Origin of the sequence: Sphingomonas flavida, from assembly GCF_036663655.1 — a bacterium.
GTDB lineage: Bacteria > Pseudomonadota > Alphaproteobacteria > Sphingomonadales > Sphingomonadaceae > Sphingomonas.
On sequence record NZ_JAXOJH010000008.1, the window covers coordinates 175,858 to 200,189 of the forward strand.

25 protein-coding genes are annotated in these 24,332 nt (G+C 66.4%); 13 read left to right on the forward strand and 12 right to left on the reverse strand.

Annotation, left to right across the window (positions count from 1 at the left end):
* The first annotated feature begins 109 nt into the window (after window positions 1–109).
* The 4 genes from U1703_RS11230 to U1703_RS11245 all read left to right on the forward strand — a co-directional run bounded on the left by U1703_RS11230 (window position 110) and on the right by U1703_RS11245 (window position 6,094).
* Window positions 110–2,764: a putative bifunctional diguanylate cyclase/phosphodiesterase gene (locus U1703_RS11230; protein WP_332785744.1), complete on the forward strand. Its 2,655-nt coding sequence runs from the start codon at window positions 110–112 to the stop codon at window positions 2,762–2,764.
* Between the two features lie 84 nt (window positions 2,765–2,848).
* Complete coding sequence (locus tag U1703_RS11235) at window positions 2,849–3,319, forward strand: DUF3429 family protein (protein ID WP_332785745.1); 471 nt, start codon at window positions 2,849–2,851, stop codon at window positions 3,317–3,319.
* Between the two features lie 337 nt (window positions 3,320–3,656).
* Entirely contained in the window at window positions 3,657–5,591 is a 1,935-nt protein-coding gene (locus U1703_RS11240) for a ribonucleoside-diphosphate reductase subunit alpha (RefSeq protein WP_332785767.1), read from the forward strand.
* A gap of 110 nt (window positions 5,592–5,701) precedes the next feature.
* Window positions 5,702–6,094 carry an endonuclease domain-containing protein gene (locus U1703_RS11245; RefSeq protein ID WP_320451610.1) on the forward strand — a complete coding sequence of 131 codons (393 nt, stop codon included), beginning with the start codon at window positions 5,702–5,704 and terminating at the stop codon, window positions 6,092–6,094.
* Window positions 6,095–6,171: 77 nt separating this feature from the next.
* Here the strand turns inward: U1703_RS11245 and U1703_RS11250 are convergent, their stop codons facing one another.
* Entirely contained in the window at window positions 6,172–6,423 is a 252-nt protein-coding gene (locus U1703_RS11250) for a DUF2171 domain-containing protein (protein ID WP_320451609.1), read from the reverse strand.
* A gap of 56 nt (window positions 6,424–6,479) precedes the next feature.
* Between U1703_RS11250 and U1703_RS11255 the strand changes: the two genes are divergently transcribed.
* Window positions 6,480–6,677 (forward strand): hypothetical protein, encoded by a 198-nt coding sequence (locus U1703_RS11255; protein WP_332785746.1) that lies wholly within the window; start codon window positions 6,480–6,482, stop codon window positions 6,675–6,677.
* Window positions 6,678–6,727: 50 nt separating this feature from the next.
* Window positions 6,728–7,783, forward strand: coding sequence for a ribonucleotide-diphosphate reductase subunit beta (locus U1703_RS11260; protein ID WP_320451607.1), 1,056 nt, complete (start codon window positions 6,728–6,730; stop codon window positions 7,781–7,783).
* A gap of 419 nt (window positions 7,784–8,202) precedes the next feature.
* Here U1703_RS11260 and U1703_RS11265 read toward each other — a convergent pair whose 3' ends face one another.
* The 5 genes from U1703_RS11265 to U1703_RS11285 form a co-directional block, all read right to left on the reverse strand.
* On the reverse strand, window positions 8,203–8,502 hold the full coding sequence (locus tag U1703_RS11265; protein ID WP_332785768.1) for an HNH endonuclease: 300 nt from the start codon (window positions 8,500–8,502) through the stop codon (window positions 8,203–8,205).
* A 127-nt stretch (window positions 8,503–8,629) separates the two neighbouring features.
* Window positions 8,630–9,256, reverse strand: coding sequence for an outer membrane protein (locus tag U1703_RS11270; RefSeq protein ID WP_332785747.1), 627 nt, complete (start codon window positions 9,254–9,256; stop codon window positions 8,630–8,632).
* Between the two features lie 214 nt (window positions 9,257–9,470).
* Entirely contained in the window at window positions 9,471–9,818 is a 348-nt protein-coding gene (locus U1703_RS11275) for an MliC family protein (protein WP_332785748.1), read from the reverse strand.
* Complete coding sequence (locus U1703_RS11280) at window positions 9,815–10,156, reverse strand: DNA primase (RefSeq protein WP_332785749.1); 342 nt, start codon at window positions 10,154–10,156, stop codon at window positions 9,815–9,817. Before U1703_RS11280 ends, U1703_RS11275 begins: the two co-directional genes overlap by 4 nt.
* Before the next feature lie 78 nt (window positions 10,157–10,234).
* Window positions 10,235–11,482: a multidrug effflux MFS transporter gene (locus tag U1703_RS11285; RefSeq protein ID WP_332785750.1), complete on the reverse strand. Its 1,248-nt coding sequence runs from the start codon at window positions 11,480–11,482 to the stop codon at window positions 10,235–10,237.
* A 166-nt stretch (window positions 11,483–11,648) separates the two neighbouring features.
* Between U1703_RS11285 and U1703_RS11290 the strand changes: the two genes are divergently transcribed.
* Window positions 11,649–12,146: a hypothetical protein gene (locus tag U1703_RS11290; protein ID WP_332785751.1), complete on the forward strand. Its 498-nt coding sequence runs from the start codon at window positions 11,649–11,651 to the stop codon at window positions 12,144–12,146.
* A 70-nt stretch (window positions 12,147–12,216) separates the two neighbouring features.
* The gene (locus tag U1703_RS11295; protein ID WP_332785752.1) at window positions 12,217–13,173 is read left to right on the forward strand and encodes an isopenicillin N synthase family dioxygenase; all 957 of its coding nucleotides are present in this window, start codon (window positions 12,217–12,219) and stop codon (window positions 13,171–13,173) included.
* Between the two features lie 102 nt (window positions 13,174–13,275).
* Here U1703_RS11295 and U1703_RS11300 read toward each other — a convergent pair whose 3' ends face one another.
* Window positions 13,276–14,565 (reverse strand): homoserine dehydrogenase, encoded by a 1,290-nt coding sequence (locus U1703_RS11300; RefSeq protein WP_332785753.1) that lies wholly within the window; start codon window positions 14,563–14,565, stop codon window positions 13,276–13,278.
* 123 nt (window positions 14,566–14,688) lie between these two features.
* Between U1703_RS11300 and U1703_RS11305 the strand changes: the two genes are divergently transcribed.
* Complete coding sequence (locus U1703_RS11305) at window positions 14,689–15,261, forward strand: 3'-5' exonuclease (protein WP_332785754.1); 573 nt, start codon at window positions 14,689–14,691, stop codon at window positions 15,259–15,261.
* Window positions 15,262–15,489: 228 nt separating this feature from the next.
* Here U1703_RS11305 and U1703_RS11310 read toward each other — a convergent pair whose 3' ends face one another.
* From U1703_RS11310 to U1703_RS11330, 5 genes are all read right to left on the reverse strand, one after another.
* Complete coding sequence (locus tag U1703_RS11310; RefSeq protein ID WP_332785755.1) at window positions 15,490–15,933, reverse strand: hypothetical protein; 444 nt, start codon at window positions 15,931–15,933, stop codon at window positions 15,490–15,492.
* A gap of 16 nt (window positions 15,934–15,949) precedes the next feature.
* Window positions 15,950–16,477: a hypothetical protein gene (locus U1703_RS11315; protein WP_332785756.1), complete on the reverse strand. Its 528-nt coding sequence runs from the start codon at window positions 16,475–16,477 to the stop codon at window positions 15,950–15,952.
* Between the two features lie 100 nt (window positions 16,478–16,577).
* Window positions 16,578–16,844 (reverse strand): hypothetical protein, encoded by a 267-nt coding sequence (locus tag U1703_RS11320; protein ID WP_332785757.1) that lies wholly within the window; start codon window positions 16,842–16,844, stop codon window positions 16,578–16,580.
* Between the two features lie 41 nt (window positions 16,845–16,885).
* Entirely contained in the window at window positions 16,886–17,320 is a 435-nt protein-coding gene (locus tag U1703_RS11325) for a CoA-binding protein (RefSeq protein ID WP_332785758.1), read from the reverse strand.
* A 90-nt stretch (window positions 17,321–17,410) separates the two neighbouring features.
* Window positions 17,411–18,364 (reverse strand): Mrp/NBP35 family ATP-binding protein, encoded by a 954-nt coding sequence (locus U1703_RS11330; RefSeq protein ID WP_332785759.1) that lies wholly within the window; start codon window positions 18,362–18,364, stop codon window positions 17,411–17,413.
* A gap of 71 nt (window positions 18,365–18,435) precedes the next feature.
* Here U1703_RS11330 and hflK point away from each other — a divergent pair, with 71 nt between their 5' ends.
* The 4 genes from hflK (at window position 18,436) to U1703_RS11350 (ending at window position 23,815) form a co-directional block, all read left to right on the forward strand.
* Window positions 18,436–19,578 (forward strand): protease modulator HflK, encoded by a 1,143-nt coding sequence (gene hflK, locus U1703_RS11335; RefSeq protein WP_332785769.1) that lies wholly within the window; start codon window positions 18,436–18,438, stop codon window positions 19,576–19,578.
* Window positions 19,575–20,441, forward strand: a complete 867-nt coding sequence (gene hflC / locus U1703_RS11340; RefSeq protein WP_320451592.1) for a protease modulator HflC — start codon at window positions 19,575–19,577, stop codon at window positions 20,439–20,441. The genes hflK and hflC overlap by 4 nt, the downstream gene beginning before the upstream one ends.
* A 106-nt stretch (window positions 20,442–20,547) precedes the next feature.
* Window positions 20,548–22,074, forward strand: coding sequence for a Do family serine endopeptidase (locus tag U1703_RS11345; RefSeq protein ID WP_332785760.1), 1,527 nt, complete (start codon window positions 20,548–20,550; stop codon window positions 22,072–22,074).
* A 121-nt stretch (window positions 22,075–22,195) separates the two neighbouring features.
* Window positions 22,196–23,815: a helicase HerA-like domain-containing protein gene (locus U1703_RS11350; RefSeq protein WP_332785761.1), complete on the forward strand. Its 1,620-nt coding sequence runs from the start codon at window positions 22,196–22,198 to the stop codon at window positions 23,813–23,815.
* The last annotated feature ends 517 nt before the right edge of the window (window positions 23,816–24,332 follow it).

Genomic DNA, 24,332 nt, shown 5'->3' on the forward strand with positions numbered 1-24,332 from the left:
GCCCGCCGCGCGTGTCATGCGTGATTCGTCCGCCGCAGGGATGACTTCAATCTATCTTAACCCCGATTCGGCAGGGTCGGGCGAACCCCCAGTGGAAACACGAAACCCCATGCCGTCCGCCGCCGCCGACCGATTACCCTTCCTGGCCCTGCTGGGCCTTGTCGAGGACAATGACGAGTTGCTGGCGTCCTTGCATCTCGCACGGTTGAAGACGCTGTGCCGCATCTGGCCGCTGGCGATCCTGCAGAATCTGGTCGCGGTCGCGGTGATCGCGGGGATCAGCGTGATGACCGACCCCCAGGCGGTGCAAATCGACAAGGGCGTGGCGGGCGCCGCCATGCTGCTCGCGACATTCGCCTTCGGCCTGGTGCTGTGGCAGGGCCAGGCGCGGCAATGGCCCTTCTACCGATTGAAGCAGTGGCTGGGCGTGATGGCACTGGTCATGGCGCTGGCCACCGCGCCGCTGCTCCTGATCCTGGCCCATGCGCATCATGGCAGCGCCGGCTGGGCCTCGGCGCTGAGCCTGATGGCCGCGATGTGGGCGACCGCGGCCATGCTGCACCCGATACGCGGCGCGATGCTCGGCTATTCCTTCGGCTTTGCGTTCCTGGCGCCGATCGCGGCACTGGCCTGGGGCGTGGCGATCCTGCCGGTGCTGGCTGCCGTCGTGCCGCCGCTGCTGCTGCTGGTCCTGAAGGCCTATCACACCGGCCGGATGGATTACGACGCGGCACGGGCGCATGCGGTCGAGTTCGGCCAGGGGCAACAGGCGGTCAAGATGATCGCCGAGTTCGAGGAGCATGGCACCGGCTGGTTCTGGGAAACCGATCGCCAAGGCCGCCTGACCTATTTGTCGAAGAAGGTCGCCAACGACCTGGTCGGCATCGACAGCCGATATCGCGGCCGCCTGTTGACCGAGATGTTCCAGATGGACCCCTCCGCCCCGGGCAGCGAGCGGACCCTGTCCTTCCACATGGCGTCGCGTACCAGCTTTTCGGACTATACCGTCTGCGCGGTCGCGCGTGGTCCGGCCGCCGCCGAGCGTTGGTGGTCGATTTCGGGGCGGCCGATCATCGACGGCATCGGCCGGTTTCGCGGCTTTATCGGCTCGGGCTCCGACTTGACCGAAAAGCGCCGGTCGGAGGCCGAGATCACCCGGCTGGCGCTGTTCGACAGCCTGACCGGCCTGGCCAATCGCCAGCGCATGAAGCTGTCGCTCGACAAGACGCTGAGCCAATCGATCACCCCCTATCGCCCGACCGCGCTGTTCCTGATGGATCTCGACCGGTTCAAGGCGGTCAACGACACGCTCGGCCATCCGGCGGGCGACCTGCTGCTGCAAATGGTCGCGCGGCGGCTGGAACAGGTGGTGGGCGATGTCGGGCTGGTCGGACGGCTGGGCGGAGACGAGTTCCAGATCCTGTTGCCCGGCATCGACGCGCGCGATCGACTGGCGTCACTGGCGGGCGAGATCATCTCTACCCTGTCGCGCCCCTATGACATTCACGGCAACGAGGTGACGATCGGCTGTTCGATCGGCATCGCCATCGCGCCGGAGGACGGCGCGGATTCGCAGACGCTGATCCGCAACGCCGATCTGGGCCTCTATGCGGCCAAGGGGGCCGGGCGCGGCGTCCATCGTTTCTATGCCGAGGCGATGCTGGAGGGTGCGCGCAGCCGCAAGCGGATGGAGGAGGATCTGCGCGTCGCCATCGCGCAGGGCCAGTTCCACCTCGCCTATCAACCCGTCGTGTCGACCAGCGACGCCACGATCGTCGGCTTCGAGGCGCTGCTGCGCTGGCGCCATCCGACCCAAGGCGACATCTCCCCGGCGCAGTTCGTGCCCGTCGCAGAGGAATGCGGGCTGATCGAGCCGATCGGCGAATGGGTGATGCGCACCGCTTGCCTGGAGGCGGCGAGCTGGCCCCGCCCGGCACGGGTGGCGGTCAACGTCTCGTCCATCCAGTTCGCCAAGCCGCATTTGCCCGCCCTGGTGGCGCAGGCGCTGGCGCAATCGGGGCTGGCCCCCGAGCGGCTCGAGCTGGAGATCACCGAAAGCGTCTTCCTGAGCGACGACCAGGAATCGCAGCGGCGCTTCGCAGCCCTGAAGGCGCTGGGCATCCGCCTGGCGCTGGACGATTTCGGCACCGGCTATTCCTCGCTCGGCTATCTGCGCCATGCGCCCTTCGACAAGATCAAGATCGACCAGTCCTTCGTGCGCGGCGCGGTGCGCAGCGGCAGCCGCAACGCCGCGATCATCCGCGCGATCGTGACCCTGGCCGACACGCTGGGCATGGAGACGACCGCCGAGGGGGTGGAGATCCAGGACGAGATCGAACTGATCCGCGACCTGGGGTGCAGCCACATCCAGGGCTTCGTCTATGGCAAGCCGACGGACTCGGTCGAGGTGCACCGGATGCTGCACGACCGTGACGGACGCGCCGAGCCGGTCGGCCTGAAGTCCCATCGCCGCCCGCGCATGAAAATCCTGCGCACCGCCCAGGTCCTGTCGGGCAGCGCGGTGGTCGATGTGCGGATCCGCGACCTGTCGACGACCGGCATGATGATCGAGGGACTGCCCCCCGCCTATATCGTGTGCGGTGCCGCGATCGGCATCCGCCTGGGCGCGGACCGCCCCTTGCGCGGCTATATCCGGTGGGAGCGCGAAGGCCGGGTCGGCATCGCCTTTGCCGCGCCGCTCGATGAGGATCACCCCTGGCTGGAGCATGACGAGGAACAGGAGCCGCACCGCCAATCGGCATAAGGCCTTGTCATTCCTCGCCCGCGCCGGCGTGGGACATCGCCATCACGGGGGAGCGGAAATCCATCCCCGCACGTTCGCGCCATCATGACCGCCACCTCCCCCAATCCCGCCCCGACGCCCGAGGCCGCCTCGCCGCGCATCCCCGCGCTCAGCCTCGTCTTCGGTTATGGGCCGGTGCTCGTCCTGCCGCTGGCCGCGCTCGCCGCCTGGTCGGGTGCGCCGCTGGCGCTGCTGATCGGGCAGATCTGGGGCGCCGCGATCCTCGTCTTCCTGGCGGGGGTGGCGCGCGGGCTCAGCTTCTTCACCCCCGGCGGCACCCATGTCTCGCAGATGCTGACCATGGTCTTGCGTTTCTTGCTGGGCCTGCTGGCGCTGATGGCGGGGCCGCTGACCGGGTTCGGCCTGTTGATTGTCGGCTATGCCTCGATCGCGCTGACCGATCCCTGGCTGGCTCGCTGGGGCGGCGCGCCACAGCATTTCGCGCGGCTGCGCCCACCCCAGATGCTGGTCGCGATCATCGGCCTGATCGCGCTGTTCCTGCTGTCGCTCGGCTGATCGGGCAGCGCTCAAAAAATATTTTTGGGGGTTGCGCTTCGTGAACCCCGCAGACATCCGTGCGTCGCGGCTTTCGAGCCCGCAGGACAACGCGCCGTTCGTCGCAACCAACCCCCTTTCCATGCTTTAGCCCCTTGCAGTGCCGCTCGGGATTTTACACTAAGGATAGTGGAAGAGGTCGGGGGTGGCCCCAAGCACTGGTAGGACAGGGATAGGGACGGCGCAGCGGAAACGATGCTTCGTCCCCTCTCTCGACGGATCGCGACGTGCACGGCGCGAGGTGCTAGATAGCCGATGACCGACTCGAACGAAACAAGAACAAAGGAGCGGCATCATGATGGATTTCAGGGATAGCCGGGATAGCGACATGACGACTGATATGCTCGAACAGATGGCAGCGGACACGGCCCAGAACCTGGCTGAGAAGACCGCGCCCGCGCCCACCCCGGCGGACACCAAGTCGGTGCGCCCGCAACCCTATCCGGTCGAAGTCGACCATGCGCGCGACGCGCTGCTGACCGACTTCGGCAAGGAAACGCTGAACGACCGTTATCTCCTGCCCGGCGAAAGCTATCAGGACCTGTTCGTGCGCGTCGCCTCGGCCTATGCCGACAATGCCGAACATGCTCAGCGCTTGTACGACTATATCTCGAAGCTGTGGTTCATGCCCGCCACGCCGGTCCTGTCGAACGGCGGCACGGGTCGCGGCCTGCCGATCAGCTGCTATCTGAACTCGGTGCCCGACAGCCTGGACGGCATCGTGACCACCTGGAACGAGAATGTCTGGCTGGCGTCGCGCGGCGGCGGCATCGGCACCTATTGGGGCAATGTGCGCGGCATCGGCGAGCCGGTCGGCCTGAACGGCAAGACCAGCGGCATCATCCCGTTCGTCCGCGTGATGGACTCGCTGACGCTGGCGATCAGCCAGGGTTCGCTGCGGCGCGGTTCGGCCGCCTGCTATCTCGACATCTCGCATCCCGAGATCGAGGAGTTCCTGGAAATCCGGAAACCCTCGGGCGACTTCAACCGCAAGGCGCTGAACCTGCACCACGGCGTGCTGATCCCCGACGCCTTCATGGAGGCGGTGCGCGACGGTGCCGAATGGCATCTCAAGAGCCCGAAGACCGGCGAGGTCCGCGCCACTGTCGACGCGCGCGCACTGTTCCAGAAGCTGGTCGAGACCCGCCTGGCGACCGGCGAGCCGTACATCGTCTTCGCCGACCATGTGAACAAGAACATGCCCAAGCACCACCGTGAGCTGGGGCTGAAGGTGTCGACCTCGAACCTGTGTTCGGAAATCACCCTGCCGACCGGCATGGACCACAAGGGCAAGGACCGCACCGCCGTCTGCTGCCTGTCCTCGCTCAACCTGGAAACCTGGGACGAGTGGAAGGATAACAAGGGCTTTATCGAGGACGTGATGCGATTCCTCGACAATGTCCTGCAGGATTATATCGACCGCCACGAGCCGGGCATGGAGCGTGCCGCCTATTCGGCGGGTCGCGAGCGTTCGGTCGGCCTGGGCGTGATGGGCTTCCACAGCTTCCTCCAGGCGCGCAACATTCCCTTCGAGGGCGCGATGGCCAAGTCGTGGAACCTGCGCATGTTCAAGCATGTCAACGCGCAGGTGAACCAGGCGTCGATGACGCTGGCGGTCGAGCGCGGGCCCTGCCCCGACGCGGCCGATGTCGGCGTGATGGAGCGTTTCAGCTGCAAGATGGCGATCGCGCCGACCGCGTCGATCAGCATCATCTGCGGCGGCACCAGCGCCTGTATCGAACCGATCCCGGCGAACATCTATACCCACAAGACGCTGTCGGGTTCGTTCTCGGTCAAGAACCCCTATCTCGAAAAGCTGTTGATCGCGAAGTCGAAGAATTCGGACGCGGTCTGGAACTCGATCCTCGAGCATGGCGGTTCGGTCCAGCATCTCGACTTCCTGAGCCAGGAAGAAAAGGACACGTTCAAGACCTCGTTCGAGATCGACCAGCGCTGGCTGCTCGAACTGGCGGGCGACCGGACGCCCTATATCGACCAGGCGCAGTCGCTGAACCTGTTCATCCCGGCCGATGTGGAAAAGTGGGACCTGCTGATGCTCCACTTCCGCGCATGGGAGCTGGGCATCAAGTCGCTCTATTATCTCCGGTCGAAGTCGGTGCAGCGCGCCGGTTTCGCGGGCTCGGGCGGCGTCGAGGCGGACAACACGATCAGCGCACCGAAGTTCGAGATCGGTGAGACGACCGATTACGACGAATGCCTGGCGTGCCAGTGAGGTAATGCCTGCCCGACGGGAAGGTCGAAGCCATGCCCCCTCATTTCTCCGAACCTCCCTCTCCCCTTGTGGGAGAGGGAAGGGGCCCGCGGCCGCAGGCCGTGGGAAGGGTGAGGGGCAACGCTCAAGGCCTGACCAGGCGCCAGCTGCTTGCCCCGACTACGGTCAACCGATCGCGTGAGCTGCGCCAGAACGCCGGGGAGCCCGAACGCCAGTTGTGGCGCGCCTTGCGCGAACTGTTGCCGAGCATGAAGTTTCGCCGCCAAGTTCCGATGGGTCCGTACCATGCCGATTTCTGCTCACATTCGGCGCGGTTGATCGTCGAACTCGATGGCGACGACCATGCAGCCAAGCCGGAGCGCGACGCTGCGCGGACCTGCTTCCTCGAACACGAAGGCTATGACGTGATCCGCTTCGCCAATGCCGATGTGATGACCAACCTCGACGGCGTCGTGGCTGCGATCGGCGCGCGGATCGCACACAAGCAAAAGGGCCGCCCGTAATGGACGGCCCCCTCACCCTCCCACGGCCTATGGCCGCGGGCCCCTCCCTCTCCCACAAGGGGAGAGGGAGTAGAAACTCACTCGGCCTCTTCGAACTGGTCGACGGCGTTCTGGGCGGTAGCCGACAGGCGAACCGTGTCGCCTTCGACCTCGGCGACCAGGCCGAGCGGCAGGTAATGATGCTTGGCGCCCTGCCCGTCCTGGGTCTGGGGGCTGTCGTTCTTGGTCAGCTTGATGCGGTCGCCATCGACATGGTCGACGGTGCCGACATGGACGCCGTCCGCTCCGATGACTTCCGCATGTTCCTTGATCTGGCTGACATCGACCATCGTTCGTCTCCTGTGTTGGGTTCGGTTTGGGAACGCGCCACACCGGAAATGGTCGCATGACATCGGCGTTCATCATGTACGCGGTGGCGGCGGTGCTGGCCGTGATCGGTGCGACCCTGCTGCTGCAACTCCGTGGCGTTCGGTCGGACCAGGGCCGTTATGCCCGGCTGATCGCGGGCACCATGTTCGCCACGGGCGGGATCATCCTCGCCGGTTTCGCGACCGCGCTTCGCTCCTGGGCGAGCAGCGGCTGAACCGGCCTTCACCCTATTCTCTTATCTGATTTGTATCCGGAGTAACCGCAATGTCCCTCCTTCACGCCTCCAAGCAGTACAAGCCCTTCGAATACCCCTGGGCGTTCGAGTTCTGGAAGCGCCAGCAACAGCTCCACTGGCTGCCCGAAGAGGTGCCGCTGGGTGAGGATTGCCGCGACTGGGCGCAGAAGCTGACCGATCACGAGCGTAACCTGCTGACCCAGATCTTCCGCTTCTTCACCCAGGCCGACGTCGAGGTGCAGGACTGTTATCACGAGAAATACGGCCGGGTGTTCAAGCCGACCGAGATCAAGATGATGCTGACCGCCTTCTCCAACATGGAGACGGTGCATATCGCCGCGTACAGCCACCTGCTCGACACGATCGGCATGCCCGAGAGCGAATATGGCGCCTTCCTCGATTATGCCGAGATGAAGGACAAGCATGATTACATGCAGAATTTCGGCGTCGACAGCGACGAGGATATCGCGCGCACGCTGGCCATGTTCGGCGGCTTCACCGAAGGCGTGCAGTTGTTCGCGTCGTTCGCGATGCTGATGAACTTCCCGCGCTTCAACAAGATGAAGGGCATGGGCCAGATCGTCAGCTGGTCGGTGCGCGACGAGAGCCTGCACTGCGAGGGCATCATCCGCATGTTCCACGCCTTCTGCCAGGAGCGCCAGTGCCTGACCAAGGCGGTCAAGGACGACATCGCCGATGTGTGCCAGACGACGATCCGCCTGGAGGATAATTTCATCGACCTCGCCTTCGAAATGGGCCCGGTCGAGGGGATGAAGCCCAAGGAGATCAAGAAGTATATCCGCTATATCGCCGACTGGCGCCTCAGCCAGCTGGGCCTGAAGCCGATCTACATGATCGACGAACATCCTCTGCCCTGGCTGACCCCGCTGCTGAACGGCGTGGAGCATGCCAACTTCTTCGAAACGCGTGCGACCGAATATTCCAAGGCGGCGACGCGCGGCCAGTGGAACGACGTCTGGGACGCCTTCGACACCCGCCAGAAGGCCAAGGGGACCAAGGCCGCCAACGAGGAACCGGGCGAAACCGGTGACATGTTCTCGGCCGCGGGCGTCGCGGCGGAGTGATTTCCGGGAGGGCGGGCTTCGGTCCGCCCTTTTTTGTTCACGCGATGACGCGAAGAGGTTTGGTTCGCGCAGAGGCGCGGAGGACACAGAGAAGAAGATTATAGCGGGGTGAAATCCCCCCGCTCCGTTCCGCCTGAGCATAGTCGAAGGCCACGGAATGACCTTCGCCACGCGAACCGCCCCCTGCGCGAGCACGTCCAGGAAACAGGTTGGGCCTTCAGCCCGAAACGGCTTTGTGTGGCAAAGGGATTCCCGTGGCCTTCGACTGCGCTCAGGAGGGGCGGGGATGGCGGGAGAGAAGTTAGCAGCACTTCTTCTCTGTGTCCTCCGCGCCTCTGCGCGAACAAAAATCTCCGCGTCTCCGCGTCTCCGCGTGAACCAACCTTCTTCGCGTCATCACCGCTTCGCGCAAACTAAAATCACCGCCCCACCCGCGTCGGCGCGTGAAAGTCCGCTGGCTTGCCCGCAATCCAGCGCAGGAACCGCGCTATCTCCGGGTGCCCACGCAGCAGCGCGACGTCGGCATAGTCCCGCGCCAGTTCGGCATTGGAAAAGGTCGCATGGATGGTCCGGTGACAGATCGGATGCACCGGAACCGTCTCGCGTCCGCCTTCGCTCTTGGGGACCGGGTGGTGCCATTCCACCTTTACGCCCAGCGGACGCTCGCACAGCGCGCAAGACGGCGGTGCGATCCGCTCGACCCGTTCGGCCGCCGCCATCAACCCCGCCTTGCGCTTCACCCGTCCGACCATAAGCGGGATATGGGAATGCGACGTGGACAAGAAAACGGGGCCCGGCATTGCTGCCGAACCCCGTTCCTTTACGCCAACTGGATCCCGGAGGGGATCAGAAGTGTGCGACCACACCCGCCATCGGGCGGAACGAGTGCGCGTCGTCGAAGGTCGAAACTTCCAGACGCAGACGCAGACCCGAATTGCCGGTCAGGCCACCCAGACCAATGTCCTTCGGGCCGACTTCGGCGCCGACGCCGTACACGGTCGCGTGATAGTCACGCTTCAGGTCGCCAGCGACGCCCGGAGCGAAGTTGTTGAAGTTGTTCCAGCGATAGCCGACCTTGCCATAGAATAGGCCGCTGTCACCGGCGCGGAAGCCCGCGCGGCCATAGGCACCATACTGCCAGTCGATGTCACCCGACACGCCCTTGGCGACCGCGCCCTCGGCACCGACGAACACGGGGCCCAGCGGAACGTTGAAACCGACGATGCCCTCGACCAGCGCGCCGTCCAGATTGTAGCCCTTGGGCTGCGTGGGGATGCCGGCGACCGACTGGCGATCGAACTGCTCCCAGCCACCCATGACGGCGACGTACGGCTCGATGCCGAAAGCGCGCGTGCCATCGGGCGCGGTCGCGGCAGGAGCCGGAGCGGCGTCGGTGGTGGTCGTGTCCTGGGCCATGGCGGGCACGGCGACGAACGCGGCCGCTGCGGCGGCGAGGACGGAAAGCTTACGCATACGAGATACCCTTCTTTTTTTCTATGTGGGGCGGCGGATCGAACCGCTCAGCCCAGGCCCGCTTAACCGGTAAATTGGCCATGGGTTGCACGATAGAAGAGCTTTTTGGTCAGCTTCTGATCAGCTGTGTCCCGAAAGACACAATTCCTGTCATGAACATGAACCAAATGCGGGCGGAATACGGCAGCCGCGGTTTTCCGCCACTTTTCAGCCGCTATTGTGCCTCTGATCCCGAAGGCATGGCGGTGCAGCGCAGGGAATCACCGGTTGGGCGTGTCAAAACAACCTCACCCCCCTGACCACGAAGGTCGTGGCCAAAGCCCGTATAGTGGATGCCGGAGCCGACCGGCTGTCCGGCCATGCGCAGTTCCAGATCGTCGTCGAGCCGCACCAGCGCACTGTCGTTGCGGTTGTCGAACCGCACCCAGAAGCGGCTGCCATTGTCGCAGCGAAAGGTCTTGGACATCATCGGCGGCATTGCGGCGGCGCGCGGATCGGGCAGCGTCGAACAGCCCATCAGCACGAGGCCGCCCGCCGCCAGGGCGACGGGCAGGCGCGTCATGGCCGAAGCGCGGCGTCGTCGGCGTCGTCGATCTCGCCGTCCGCTACCGTATCGTCTTCGAAATCTTCCTGAAGATTGTCTTCGTCGACATCCTCGGCATCCATGTCGACCGTGGCGTCGCTTTCGCCGACCTCTTCCGAGTCCATCGACAGTTCGCCGATCGGCTCGTCCTCGACGGTGTCGTCGCCCAGATCGGGGGCGAGATCGGTCACGAGCACGCCGTCGCTGGGGCCATCGCGCGTCACCTCCAGGATTTCGGCACGCTGGCTCTCGTCATAGCCTTCTTCGTCCCAGCCATCGTCGCCGGATCCGTGGCTCGGGACCTGATGTCCGCCCATGTCTGCCTCCTTTTATACTGTGGAGGGTGGAACGGTGCGGCGGGCCGGGCGGTTCCCCTGCCCCGGCTTCTGCGTATTTCAAGCCGGGCGGAACATCCGTCCGCGCTCGGTCACGAAGACGAAGGCGAAGGCGGTCAGCCCGGCGACCAGGAACCCCAGGGTCAGCGGCCGGGTCGTACCGTCGAACGCCTGGCCGATGCCTGCGCCGATCAGTGAGCCGATGGTGACGCTGGCAAAGCCCTGCACGCTCGAGGCGGTGCCCGCGATCCGCCCCATATTCTCCATCGCCATCGCCGAGAAGTTGGAGGTCGCCAGGCCGAAACACGCCATGGTGATCGCCTGGAGCACGGCGAACACGATCAGCGAATCGCCCATGACCTGCGCGATCGTCAGGTGCAGCGCGGACACCGCGATCAGGATGGCGACCGCGCCGTGGCTGATCAGCCGCGTGCCCAGCCGCATGACGATCCGCGAATTGAGCAGGTTCGCCGCCGCCATCGTCACCGAGGTGGTGGCAAAGATCAGTGCGAGCAGCTTCTCACGCCCGAACGTCACCGCCATGATCGGCTGGACCGAGTTCAGATACCCGTACAGCGCCGCCATCAGCGCGGTCGCGGCCAGCGTATAGCCGAGCGACAGCCGGTCGCTCAGCGTCTCGCGCCAGCCGCCGACGATGCGGGACAGCGAGATGGGCAACTGCGCCTCGGGGGCCAGCGTCTCGGGCATCCGCCACGCGAACCAGGCGAGCACCAGCGTCGCGAGCCCGGCGATCGTCCAGAAGATCAGCCGCCAGTTGCCGAACAACAGCACCAGTTCGCCAAAGGCAGGCGCCAGGATCGGTACGATCATGAAGACCATGAAGGCGATCGACATGACCTGCGCCATCGCGCGGCCATGATAGCAGTCGCGGACCAGCGCCACCGTCGCCACCCGCGTCGCCGCGATCGCCGCCCCGGCACAGACCCGCGCGACCAGCAGCAGCGGGAAACTGCCCGCCACCGCCGACGCGCCATTGGCGATGATGTAGATGACCAGCGCGACGATCAGCACGCGTCGCCGCCCATAGCGATCCGCCAGGGGTCCGTGGATGAGCTGCGCCACCCCGAACCCGATCAGGAACGCGGTGACGACGAACGGCCGCGCGGCAGGCGAAGCGTCCAGCGTCTCCCCGATCGCCGGAAGCGCGGGCAGCATCGAGTCGATGCCAAGCGCGGTCAACGCCATCAGCGCCGCGATCAGGAGGACGAACTCGACAAAGCCGATCGGCGCGCCGGGGGGTTCGACGGTGACGGGGGTCACCGGATCAGCGGAACGGACGTTGGACATGATGGCTGCCCCATAAGGGGGAACGCAGATCAGGGGAACCGGGAAAGCGCGCCATGGGCAACGTAACGCCCGGACCTCCGCGCGTTCAGTGCCAGGACAGCTTGCACCGGGCACGCTCTGCCCCCAACTGTATTGGTACAACAGGACGCGTAAGGAGTTTGCCGCGATGACCATGGTGTCTCGAACCGCACTTGTCCTGCCGCTGGTCGCGGCGCTGGGCCTGTCGGCATGCGATCGCCCGAGCCAGGGTACATCGATCACGGTCAACGGCGCCGATGGCGACACGCTGGCCTCGGTCGATGGCAAGTCGGGGGAGGTCAAGCTGGCGCTGCCCGGCTTCCAGGGCGCGTTCAAGCTGCCCAAGGTGTCGATGGATGCGGACAATTTCGAACTGAATGGCGTGCATCTCTTCCCCGGCTCGACGATCCGCAACGTCGATGTCGGCAATGGCCGCGACAAGGCGTTCACCATGACCTTCGACAGCCCGGCCGACCCGGCAACCGTGCGCGACTGGTTCCGCGACAAGATGGGCGATGCGGGCTTTACGCTGAACGAACAGGGCGGCACGCTGGTCGGCAAGACGGCGGAGGAGAAGCCCTTCCGCCTGGACCTGCGCCAGACGGGTGGCGACCGATCGACGGGAACGATTACGCTGGGTGGATAAGTCGCGCTGTTCGCGGATGACGGCGACGCTATAGTGGCGTCAGCTTGTTAAATTTTCTGGACATATTGCCATGACCGACACCCGCTCCGCCGAGGTTCCGACCCTCAGCCTCGCCGACCAGGACCGCGATCCCGAAGGCTTTGCCGCCGCGCTCGGGCAATCGTTCGAGCGGTTCGGCTTCGCGATCGTCGCCGATCATGGCGTGCCCGCCGATCTGATCGACCGGGCTTGGGCGCAGACCAAGGCGCTGTTCGACCTGCCCGAGGAGGAGAAGCGCGGCTATCACGTCCCCGGCGGCGGCGGCGCGCGCGGCTATACCCCGTTCAAGACCGAGATCGCCAAGGATGCCAAGGTCGTCGACCTCAAGGAGTTCTGGCATGTCGGCCGCGAACTGCCCGAGGGCCACGCTTACGCCGACCGGATGCCCGCCAATATCTGGCCCGACCGTCCGCAAGGGTTCCGCGAGGATTTCATCGCGCTGTTCTCCGCCTTCGACCAGGCTGGCGACCGGCTGCTCTCGGCGATCGCGCGGCACCTGAAGCTGGACCCGCACTGGTTCGATCCGGCGGTGAAGGACGGCAACTCGGTCCTTCGCCTGCTCCATTATCCGCCGATCCCCGCCGATGCCGAGGGCGTCCGGGCTGGCGCGCATGAGGACATCAACCTCATCACCCTGTTGCTGGGTGCCGAGGAAGCGGGTCTGGAACTGCTCGACCGCGATTCAGGCGAGTGGCTGGCGATCCGTCCGCCCGAAGGCGCGATGGTGGTCAATGTCGGCGACATGCTGCAGCGGCTGACCAACCATGTCCTGCCCTCGACCACGCACCGGGTGGTCAACCCGCCGGTCGAGCGGCGCGGCTTCTCACGCTATTCGATGCCGTTCTTCCTGCATCCGGCGCCGGATTTCCTGATCAAGACGCTGCCCGCCACGATCAGCGAGGGGCATCCGGACCGTTATCCGGAGCCGATCACCGCGCATGACTATCTGTTCGAGCGGCTGGTCGAGATCGGGTTGATCAAGAAGTAAGGTGGTGGGGGCAGTCTCGATGAGACACCGCCCTCCCCCAGCCCCTCCCGCCTGCGGGAGGGGCTGGGGGAGGGAAAGGGCTCTCACCGAGCCCCCCCTCGATCACCCCAGAATGTGCATCAACAGCGGCTGGCCGACCAGGCTCTGGCTCCCGCGCAGCCGCTCCAGCGCCTGGGCGACCGCCCGCTCCGGCCCTTCATGCGTGACGATCGCGATCATCACCCCGCCGTCCGCCGCTTCGCCGCGCTGGATCAGGCTTTCGATCGACACGCCCGCGTCGCGCATCGCCGCGGCGATCTCGGCCAGCACGCCGACCTTGTCCTGCACGGTGAAGCGCAGATAAGCCCGGCCGCGCCGTTCGCCGCTATCCGCCTTCACCGCCTCGGTGAGTTCGTGCGCAGGCATGGCGAACGAGGCGCCATATTCGCCGCGCGCAATGTCGATCAGGTCGGCGACCACCGCGCTGGCGGTCGGACCATCGCCCGCGCCCGCGCCTTGGAACAGCAGGCGGCCGACATAATTGCCCTCCGCCACCACCGCATTGGTCGAGCCGGTGACATGCGCCAGCGGATGGTCGAGCGGCACGAGATGCGGATGCACCCGCTGGAACAGGCCATGCGGCCCCTCCTCCGCCACGCCGACCAGACGCACGCGGTAGCCGAGCGATGCCGCCTGCGCGATATCGGCGGCCAGCACATGGCGCACGCCGCCGATCGCCACATCGCCGAAGGCCGGCTGCGTGCCGAAGGCGATGGCCGCCAGGATCGACAGCTTGTGCGCCGCATCGACACCGTCGATGTCGAAGCTGGGGTCCGCCTCGGCATAACCCAGCGCCTGCGCCTCGGCGAGCACCTCGGCAAAGTCGCGGCCTTCGGCCTCCATCTTCGACAGGATGAAATTGCAGGTGCCGTTCAGGATGCCGTAGACCCGCGCGATGGCATTGGCCGCCGCGCCTTCGCGCAGGCCCTTGATGACCGGGATGCCGCCCGCGACCGCCGCCTCGAACTTCAGCGCGGCGTTCGACTCTTCGGCCTTTTGCGCCAGTTCCAGCCCGTGATGCGCCAGCATCGCCTTGTTGGCGGTGACGAAGCCCCGCCCCGCGCCCAGCGCCGTGCGCGCCAGCGTCAGCGCCGGGCCGTCCGATCCGCCGATCAGCTCGACCACCACATCGGCATCGGGGTGCGAGGCGAGCGCGGCGGTGTCGTCCACCCATTCGAAGCGCGACAGGTCGACGCCGCGATCCTTGGCCCGATCGCGCGCGGACACCGCAACGATCTCAATGGGGCGACCGGCCCGCCGGGTAATCAGGTCACGGTTCGCGTCGAGCAGGCGAATGACGCCGCCTCCCACCGTACCCAGTCCCGCCAAAGCCACCCGCAAAGCATCGCCCATCGTCCAAGTCCCGTATCAGAGCGTTTGTTGAGCCGCGGGGGGTAGCGGATAGAAACGGTCGCTGTCGAGCCGACACGCGACCTTTTATTGCTCGAAAGCAACAAAGTCGTTATGGGTCGGTGCATGATCTCCCCCGATTTCGTGGTCATCGACGTCGAAACCGCCTGTTCGCGTACCAGCAGCATCTGCCAGATCGGCATAGTCGGCTATGCCGACGGGGTCGAAGTCCTGGCCTATGAGACGCTGGTCGATCCGTGCGACGATTTCAGCGGCTTCAACATCGGCATTCACGGCATCACGCCCGAGCATGTCCTGGGCAAGCCGACCTTCGCCATGCTGCACCCCGAGCTGGCCGGACATCTGGCCGGGCGGGTGACGGTGGCGCATTCGGGTTTCGACAAGGGCGCGCTGGGCCGTGCGTGCGAGCGTGACGAACTGCCCCTGATCGCCGCCCGCTGGCTGGACAGCGTGACGATCGCCAGGCGGGCCTGGCCCGAACTGCCCAACCACAAGCTGGGCACGCTGGCGACGTTCCTCGACCTCGAGCATCAGCATCATGACGCGCTCAGCGATGCGCGCGCCGCCGGACAGGTGGTGCTGCGCGCGATGGCCTTGACCGGGTTGGGCCTGGAAGACTGGTTCGCGCCACCACCCTCGGCGCGCGCCCGCGCCAAGGCACGGCGTCATTCCGCTTAATCCCGGCTTACCTCTCCCCGGACGAGGAAAGGCCGAGCCAGGGCCAGCGACATTCCATTTATTCCGCCCCTGTAAGGGGAGGTGGCAGGCCGAAGAACTGACGGAGGGGTGTCCCAGCGCGCGTAATTGACCGAACCTTGCGACTACCCCCCCTCCACCACGCTGCGCATGACCCCCTCCCCTTGCAGGGAAGGAATTCACGGGGAGTGGCCTGCGTGGCGAATGTCCTTAGGGTTCCAAGTGACCGCTGGGCCCCGGTGCGTCGAGCGCGATGGGGATGCGCTTGCTCTTGTCCCGGCGCTTGTCGACCAGCTTGCTGATCGCGATCCGTGCCTCGTTCGCCAGGAGCAGGGCGGGCGTGACGACATCGAACCCGACCTGACAGCCGCCTTGCAGCGCGGGGCATGGGATCGCCGACGCATGGAGCGCGCCGATCCCGCTCATGTCGGGGTTGGACGGCATCGGTCCGTCCGGCACTTCGTCACCCATCGGGGTGATGCGATCATCGGCCTGGCGACGGCCACAGACGACGACGTCCTGCCGGTTGCCGGCGGATGCCGGACAGGGATCGCGCGCCAGGATCGAGAATCGCTGCGTTCCCGGACCGGATGGCGGCAACGGCACGGCGGGCGGCGACCCCGCCTGCAACGCGATCAAGAGCAGCGCGATCATCGGCAATCTCCGTGATTCAGGGGGCGGGCTTGCGCAATGTCGGTCCTCCGCCACCGCGCGGGTTCGTATCCATCGTCACACCTGCCAAGCCGCCACCGACCAGGAAGGGCGACATGTCCTTCACAGGATTGCTTCGCGCGAGTAGCCGCGTGCGTTCCTGCATGACGCCTTCGTGGCGCGGGTCGCCGGGTTCGGGCGGCACCTCGAAGGGGATACGGAAACGGTCGGCATTGCGACGGCCGCAGACGGTGACGTCGGTGGAATTGGGGTCATAGACGCAACGTGTCTCGACACTGGTCAGCCGGCGCGTCCGGGTCAGGATCGTATCCACCGAAGGTGACGCCTCCGCCTCGCCCGGCTGGTGTCCCTGCCCCATGCCTTGACCGGTCCCCATGCCCTGACCCGTCATCGCCGCCATCGTCAAGACCAGCATCGTCACACCCATGACGCCCTCCCGCCACCCGGCGCGCCGGAGGGGTCCGGCCTTGGCTGGCAGCCGATCATGCCAGCCACCAAGGTCCGCCGCCAGCGTCATTGCGGCCATGACGGTGCCGATTCGGTATCATCGGGCGGCATCCGGGACAGCATGGATCGACGTCCCCCCCCTCTTCCGCCTGCCAGCGAAATGATGACCGGTGGCCAGCCTAGTCGATGGCGGTCCGAAACACCGTGCGCGGCTTGCTGGTGCAATATTTGTCGCCGACCACGGCGCAATAGCTGCCATTGTTGGCGAAGGCGCGCGACTTGGAGTCGATGGGTGCGCTCGACCCCGCGTTCAGGCGATAAGGCGAAGGCCGCTTGCCGCCATGGCAACTCGACAAGGTGCAGGACGGTGTCAGCCGGGGCAGCGTCAGGCCATGTTCCCCTTGCGCCCCGGCGGGGGCGGCCAACAACAGCAACAGCGGCACCATCTTCATTCTCCCCTTCGTTCGCCCGTTCATCCCTGCCGTCGTCAGTCCCGGCCCACCGGCGTCACGCCCAGCCGGGGAATCTCGATCGCGGGACAGCGGTCCATCACGACCTTCAACCCGGCCGCCTCGGCGCGGGCCGCCGCCTCTTCGTTCACGACGCCCAGCTGCATCCAGATCGCCTTGGCACCGATCGCGATCGCCTCGTCCACGATCGGGCCGACCGCATCGGAACGGCGGAAGATGTCGACGATGTCGATGGGGTCGCCAAGCTGGCCCAGCTCGCGAAAGACGAACTCGCCGTGCACATGTTCGCCAGTGATCTGCGGATTGACCGGGATCACGCGGTAGCCATGATCCTGCATCCGCTTCATCACGCCGTAGGAGGGGCGATCCGGCCGATCGGAGGCACCGACCAACGCGATCGTGCGCGCGGTCGTCAGGAGTTCGCGAATATCCTCGTCGGCGGTCAACGGCATCGGTGGTCCCCTTCAACCCCGCCGATGCCGTATCGCTGCGACATGAAATGGCGGGTTACACCGACCTAACGCCCCGCCGCTGCACCGGTTTCACGCCTGCGCATCGAGCCATGTCGCGACCTGCACGGCCAGGGGTGTGAACACCGCGTCGTCCTCGCCGGCCGCCGGGGGACGCCCGGCATCCGACGCGGTGCGAATCGCGATGGTCAGCGGTACCCGGCCCAGGAACGGGATACCCAGCTCGGCCGCCGCCGCCTCGGCCCCGCCCGAGCCGAACGGGTCGGAGATACCGCCGCAATGCGGGCAGCAATACCCCGCCATATTCTCGACCAGGCCGATGATCGGCACCCCCGCCTTCACGAACAGGTCGATGGCGCGGCGCGCGTCGATCAGCGCCAGGTCCTGCGGCGTCGAGACGATGACCACCCCCGCCGGGCGATGCTTCTGCACCATGGTCAACTGCACGTCGCCGGTGCCGGGCGGCAGGTCGAGGACCAGCAGTTCGGTCGCGCCCCAGTCGCCGTCGACCAGCTGGCTGAGCGCACCCGCCGCCATCGGTCCGCGCCATGCGATCGCCTTGTCGGGTTCGACCAGCTGGCCCATCGACAGCAGCGACACGCCGTAAGGGGTCGGCACCGGTTGCAGCTTGCCGTCCTGCGCGACCGGCTTCACCCCCTCGGCGGCCATCAGGCGCGGCTGCGACGGGCCATAGATGTCGGCATCGACCAGACCCGTCTTGCGACCCGCGCGAGCCAGCGCGATGGCCAGGTTCGCCGACAGGGTCGACTTGCCCACCCCGCCCTTGCCGCTGGCCACAGCGACGATGCGACGTTCGCGCTTCTCGGCGGTCAGGACCACGCGGACATCCTCGGCCCCCGACTGGATCGCGGCGGCCTTCACCTCTTCCTCCAGCGCGTGGCGACCGGCCCCGTCCAGGCCGGTGGTGTCGAGCACGACCCCGGCCCGCGCACCCTCCATCCGCACATTCGCGCGCCTGCCCGCCACCGCGGCCACCGCCGCCTTTACCGTCTCGATCATGCTCATGGGGCGCAGATAGGATGCGAAGCGCGGCTTGGCACTGTTTTTGTCGGCGAACCGTTCCTATAACAATGACCATGAGAAAGCTGACGGGCTGGTTCCGACGTCCCCCCATCCTTGCCGCCGAAACGCCTAAAGGCCCCTGGGGCGGGTCCGGCAATGATTCCGAAGGGGGGCCGCGCAACCCCTGGGCGGTGCCGCCCGGCGGGCGCAAGACCTCGCCCAAGCCCACCGCGCTAGATGAATTCATCCGCAAGGCGCGCGGATCGGGCGGCGGCGGCCCCGGCGAGGGACCGGGCGGCAGCGGCGGCTTTGGCGGCATTCCCGGCGCGCCGGGCGGCCGGACGCTATGGGCCATCGGTGCCGCGATCATCGTCGGCATCTGGGTGCTCTATACCTCGATCCATCCCATCGGCCCGCAGCAGCGCGGCGTCGTGACCTATTTCGGGCGCTATACCGGCATCCTGGAGCCCGGTATCCAGATCACCGCCCCCTCGCCGATTGCCGCCGTCCGCGTGCTGGACGTGCAGAAGATCCGGACCGAGAATTTCCCCGAGGGCTCGGGCGAGAATCTGGTCCTGACCGGTGACCAGAACATCATCGACCTCAGCTATTCGGTGCGCTGGGACATCGCCAACCCGCGCGACTTCGCCTTCCGTCTCGCCCAGCCGCAGGAAACGGTGCGCGCCGCCGCCGAAAGCGCGATGCGCGCGGTCATCGCCGACACCGCGCTGGACCAGGCGCTGGGTTCGGGGCGCACCGGCATCGAGCAGCGCGTCCAGGAACTGACCCAGTCGATCCTGAACGAATATCGCTCGGGCGTGCGGATCCAGGGCGTCGCCATCAAGCAGGCCGCGCCGCCGCAGCAGATCGTCGACGACTTCAACAAGGTGACCGTGGCGCAGCAGCGCGCGGTGGCCGATGTGAACCAGGCCCGCTCCTATGCGCAGCAGGTCGTCGCCAAGGCGCAGGGTGAAGCCGCGCAGTTCGACAAGGTTTACGAACAGTATCGCCTGGCCCCCGAAGTGACCCGCCGCCGCATGTATTACGAGACCATGGAGGCGGTGCTGGCCAAGTCGGACAAGACCATCGTCGAGGCGCCGGGCGTCGTCCCCTATCTGCCGCTGTCGAAGGCCGCGCCCCGACCGCTGCCGCCCGAAATCACGGCGACCGCCCCGGCCACGCCCAATCCCACCCCGAATCAGGGAGGTGGCCAGTGAACGGCCTGACCTTGCGCAACCCCATCGTGCTGGCCGTCGCGCTGCTGGTCGCGGTGATCCTCGCGGCGGCGACCTTCTCGGTTGTGCGCGAAACGCAGCAGGCGGTGATCTATCGATTCGGCCAGCCGCTAGCGGTCATCAACGGCTATCGGCCGGGCGAGGATATCGGCCATAGCGGCGCGGGCCTGATCGCACGCATCCCGTTCGTCGATCGCATCGTCTGGGTCGACAAGCGTGTGCTCGACCTCGACCTGGAAAAGACCCAGGTCCTGTCGACCGACCAGCTGCGCATGAATGTCGATGCCTTTGCCCGGTTCCGCGTGATCGACCCACGCCGGATGCTGGCGACCGCGGGCAGCGAGGACGGCGTCATCAACCAGCTGCGCCCGATCTTCGGCTCGGCACTGCGCAACGAGCTGGGCAAGCGGCGTTCGTCCGAACTGCTCAGCCCGGAACGTGGCCAGGTGATGGACGCGATCCAGATGCGGCTCGATCGTATCGCGCGCCAATATGGCGTGCAGATCGTCGACGTGCGCATCAAGGAAGCCGAACTGCCCGAAGGCACGCCGCTCGACAGCGCGCTGGCCCGGATGCGGACCGCCCGCCAGCAGGAGGCGATCACCATCTCGGCCCAGGGTCAGAAGCAGGCGCAGATCGTCCGCGCCGATGCCGATGCCCAGGCCGCGCAGATCTATGCGCAGGCATTCGGCAAGGATGCGGACTTCTACGACTTCTACCGCGCCATGCAGTCCTATCGCCATACCTTCGTGTCGGACGGCACCAATCAGGAACGCGGCAGCACCCAGATCATTCTGTCGCCGAACAACAGCTATCTGAAGGAATTCACCGCGCCGGGCCGATAGGTGGAATTTCCACCTTTCGGCCTGTTCATATTCAAGCGTCGTTCAGCCAAACCGTGACAAATAGGGCACGGTCAAACTGAATTTTCTTTGAGAGGACCCCAGCCCAGTGCGTTACGCCTACGCCATTACCAGTGCGCTCCTCCTCGGTGGCGCGACCGCGACCCTGGCTCTCCAGCCGGGCACCGCGCAGGTCGCGCAGAACGAACCCGGCGCGATCCAGGCCGTCGCTCCCCGCGCCGGCGCGCCGATGAGCTTTGCCGACATGGTCGCCAAGCTCCAGCCCGCCGTCGTGAATATCTCGACCAAGCAGTCGATCACCACCAAGCCGCAGGCAAACCCGTTCGCGGGCACGCCGTTCGAGGGCTTTTTCGGCGCCCCCGGCGGCGGCGGTGCACAGCCGCAGAAGCGCGAAGGTGCCTCGCTGGGGTCGGGCTTCCTGATCTCGCCCGACGGCTATATCGTGACCAACAACCATGTGATCGCCCCCGGCGCGGCGGGCGCTTCGGTCGATTCGATCACCGTCACGCTCAACGACCGCAAGGAATATACCGCCAAGGTGGTCGGCCGGGACGAAACCTCGGACCTCGCCGTCCTCAAGATCGAAGGTCAGAACCTGCCCTTCGTTCGCTTCGGCGACTCGGCCCGCGCGCGGCCGGGCGACTGGGTGCTGGCGATCGGCCAGCCCTTCGGCCTGTCGAGCACGGTGACCGCGGGCATCATCTCGGCGATCCACCGCGTCACCGGCCAGGGCGGCGCGAATGACCGCTTCATCCAGACCGACGCGGCGATCAACCAGGGCAATTCCGGCGGCCCGATGTTCGACATGAACGGCAACGTCATCGGCATCAACAGCCAGATCTATTCGCAATCGGGTGGCAATATTGGCATCGGCTTCGCCATTCCGGCCGAAGACGCCAAGCCGATCGTCGCCCGCCTGATGAAGGGCCAGAAGATCGAGCGCGGCTATCTGGGCGTGCAGATCGGTGGCCCGGTCAACGACGACGTCGCGGCCTCGCTGGGCGTGCCCAAGGGCCAGGGCGAGATCATCGCCAAGGTCGAACCCAACGGCCCCGCGGCCAAGGCCGGGCTGAAGGCATTCGACGTGGTCACCAAGGTCAACGGCCAGTCGGTGACCCCGGAGCAGACCCTGTCCTATCTGATCGCCAATGTCCCACCGGGCGGCCGCGTCCAGTTGGAAGTGCTGCGCAGTGGCAAGCCGGTGTCGCTGACCGCGACGGCGGCGACGCGCCCGACGAACGAGGAACTGCGCGCGACGATGGGTGACGGCGCCGACGCCTTCCCCGACGATGACGACGATGCGCAGACCGCACCGACCGCCGGTGGCGGCCTGGGCCTGTCGGTCCAGCCGCTGACCCCGGCGATCGCACGCGCGATCAACGTCGATCCCTCGACGCAAGGCGTGGTGATCGCGGCGGTCGATCCGTCGAGCGACGCCGCCGCCAAGCTGAAGCGTGGTGACGTCATCACCGCGGTGAACGGCACCCCCGTGCGCAGCGCCGCCGATCTTCAGCAGGTCGTCGCCGCCGCCAAGGCCGCCGGGCGTCCGCAGGTGCTGGCGCAGATCACCCGCGCGCGCATCGCGGGTGCGCTGATCCCGCTGCGGATCAAGTAACGTACCCCCCCTCGCCCTTCCCGTCGGAAGGGTGAGGCTATGTTCGGAATCGATAAAGGGCCGTCGCATCCATCGGGTGCGGCGGCCTTTTGCTATTCCCGTCCCCGTCCGGCGCAGTACAATGCGCGTTATGGACGGCATCTTCATCGGCATGGGTGGCGGCAAGCCACAGGCGATCGACCTCAAGCGCGCGAACCGGCACGGGCTGATCGCGGGCGCGACCGGCACCGGCAAGACGGTGACGCTGCAAACCATGGTCGAGGGGTTCTCGCGCGCGGGCGTGCCCAGCTTCGTCGCCGATGTGAAGGGCGACCTGTCGGGCCTCGGCATGGCCGGATCGGCGATGGGCAAGACCCATGCAGCCTTCACCGCGCGCGCCGCCGAGCTGGGCATCACCGACTGGGCCTATGAGCCTGCGCCGGTGCAATTCTGGGACCTGTTCGGCACGCAGGGGCACCCCGTCCGCGCCACCGTATCGGAGATGGGACCGCTGCTGCTCGCGCGGATGATGGGGTTGAACGAAACGCAGGAGGGCGTGCTGACCATCGCCTTCCATGTCGCGGACAAGGAAGGGTTGCTGCTCCTCGACCTGGACGACCTGCAGGCGATGCTGGCCGAATGCGCCGCGCGCGCCGACGAATTGACCACCACCTATGGCAATGTCTCGAAACAGTCGGTCGGCGCGATCCAGCGCGCGCTGCTCCAGTTGCGCACGCAAGGGGCGGAGCATTTCTTCGGCGAGCCCGCACTCGAACTCGCCGACCTGATCCGCACCGATGATTCGGGTCGCGGCGTCGTCAACATCCTGGCCGCCGACCAGCTGATGGCGAGCCCCAAGCTCTACGCCACCTTCCTGTTATGGCTGTTGTCCGAACTGTTCGAGCAGCTTCCCGAGATCGGCGACCCCGACAAGCCCAGGCTCGTCTTCTTCTTCGACGAGGCGCATCTGCTGTTCGACGAGGCCGCGCCCGCGCTGGTCGACACGATCGAGCGGGTAGTGCGGCTGATCCGCTCCAAGGGCGTCGGCGTCTATTTCATCACCCAGAACCCGATCGACGTGCCCGACAAGATTGCCGGGCAGCTCGGCAACCGGGTGCAGCACGCGTTGCGCGCCTTCACCCCGCGCGACCGGGCGGCGGTGCGGTCGGCCGCCGAGACGTTCCGCGCCAATCCCGGCGTCGATGTCGCCACCGCCATTACCGAGCTGAAGGTCGGCGAGGCGCTGGTTTCCCTGCTGCAAGCCGATGGCTCGCCCTCGCCGGTCGAACGCACGCTGATCGCCCCGCCGCGCAGCCGGGTCGGCCCGGTGACGCCGGAGGAGCGCAAGGTGCTGGTCGAAACCGACGCGGTGGCCACGAAATACGACCAGGCGATCGACCGCGAATCCGCCGAGGAACTGCTCGCGGCGAAAACGCAGGAAGCGGCGGCGGCCGCTGCCGAGGCCAAGGCGCAGACCGAAGCCGAGAAACAGGCGGCGCAAACCGCAAAGGCCGACGCCAAGGCGGCCAAGGATGCCGAATGCGCGCGCATCGCCGAACAGCGCGCCGCCGCCAACTCGCCCTGGGCCAGGATGGCGAGCAGCGCGGCCCGCTCGGCCAGTTCCTCGATCGGGCGACAGGTCGCCAACGAGATCGGCAAGCAGGTGTTCGGCGGCGGCTCGCGGCGGCGGTCGAACAGCGCGGGTGGCGGGATCGTCGGCGCAGTCGTGCGCGGCGTGCTGGGGAATCTGTTCCGGGGGTGATGCTGGGGCGGGGCGACATTCGTTTCATTCCTCCCCTGTAAGAGGAGGTGGCAAACCAAAGGCCTGACGGAGGGGTGTCCTCGCCTTGAGAGGTTGGTCCAACTTCGCGACCGGCGACACCCGCCACCATACTGCGCATGCCCCCTCGGCCCGGCCCGGCGAAGGCCGGGATGATTGAAGACGCGAAGCCGCGCGCCACGGATTTGGTGGGCACTAGATTTAGATCCACCAGACCAGACCTGTTGCGTTACCACCCCGGCGGAGGCCGGGGTCCAGTTGCGAAGGCTTCATTGATGAAGCAAGCCGGACCACCACAACGGCACCCCCGACTGGACCCCGGCCTCCGCCGTGGCGGCGCTTCGGATTGGATGGATCAAATTCTAGCCCCCCCACGGCCGCCGGAACTGTTTACACGGGCCGCATTTTGGATTCTTGTTTGTCCCCGAGAGTTGAGACGGGGAGGATGGGATGCGTTGTCCAGCGTGCGAGGGTACGGATCTGATCAAGCGGGGCCGGA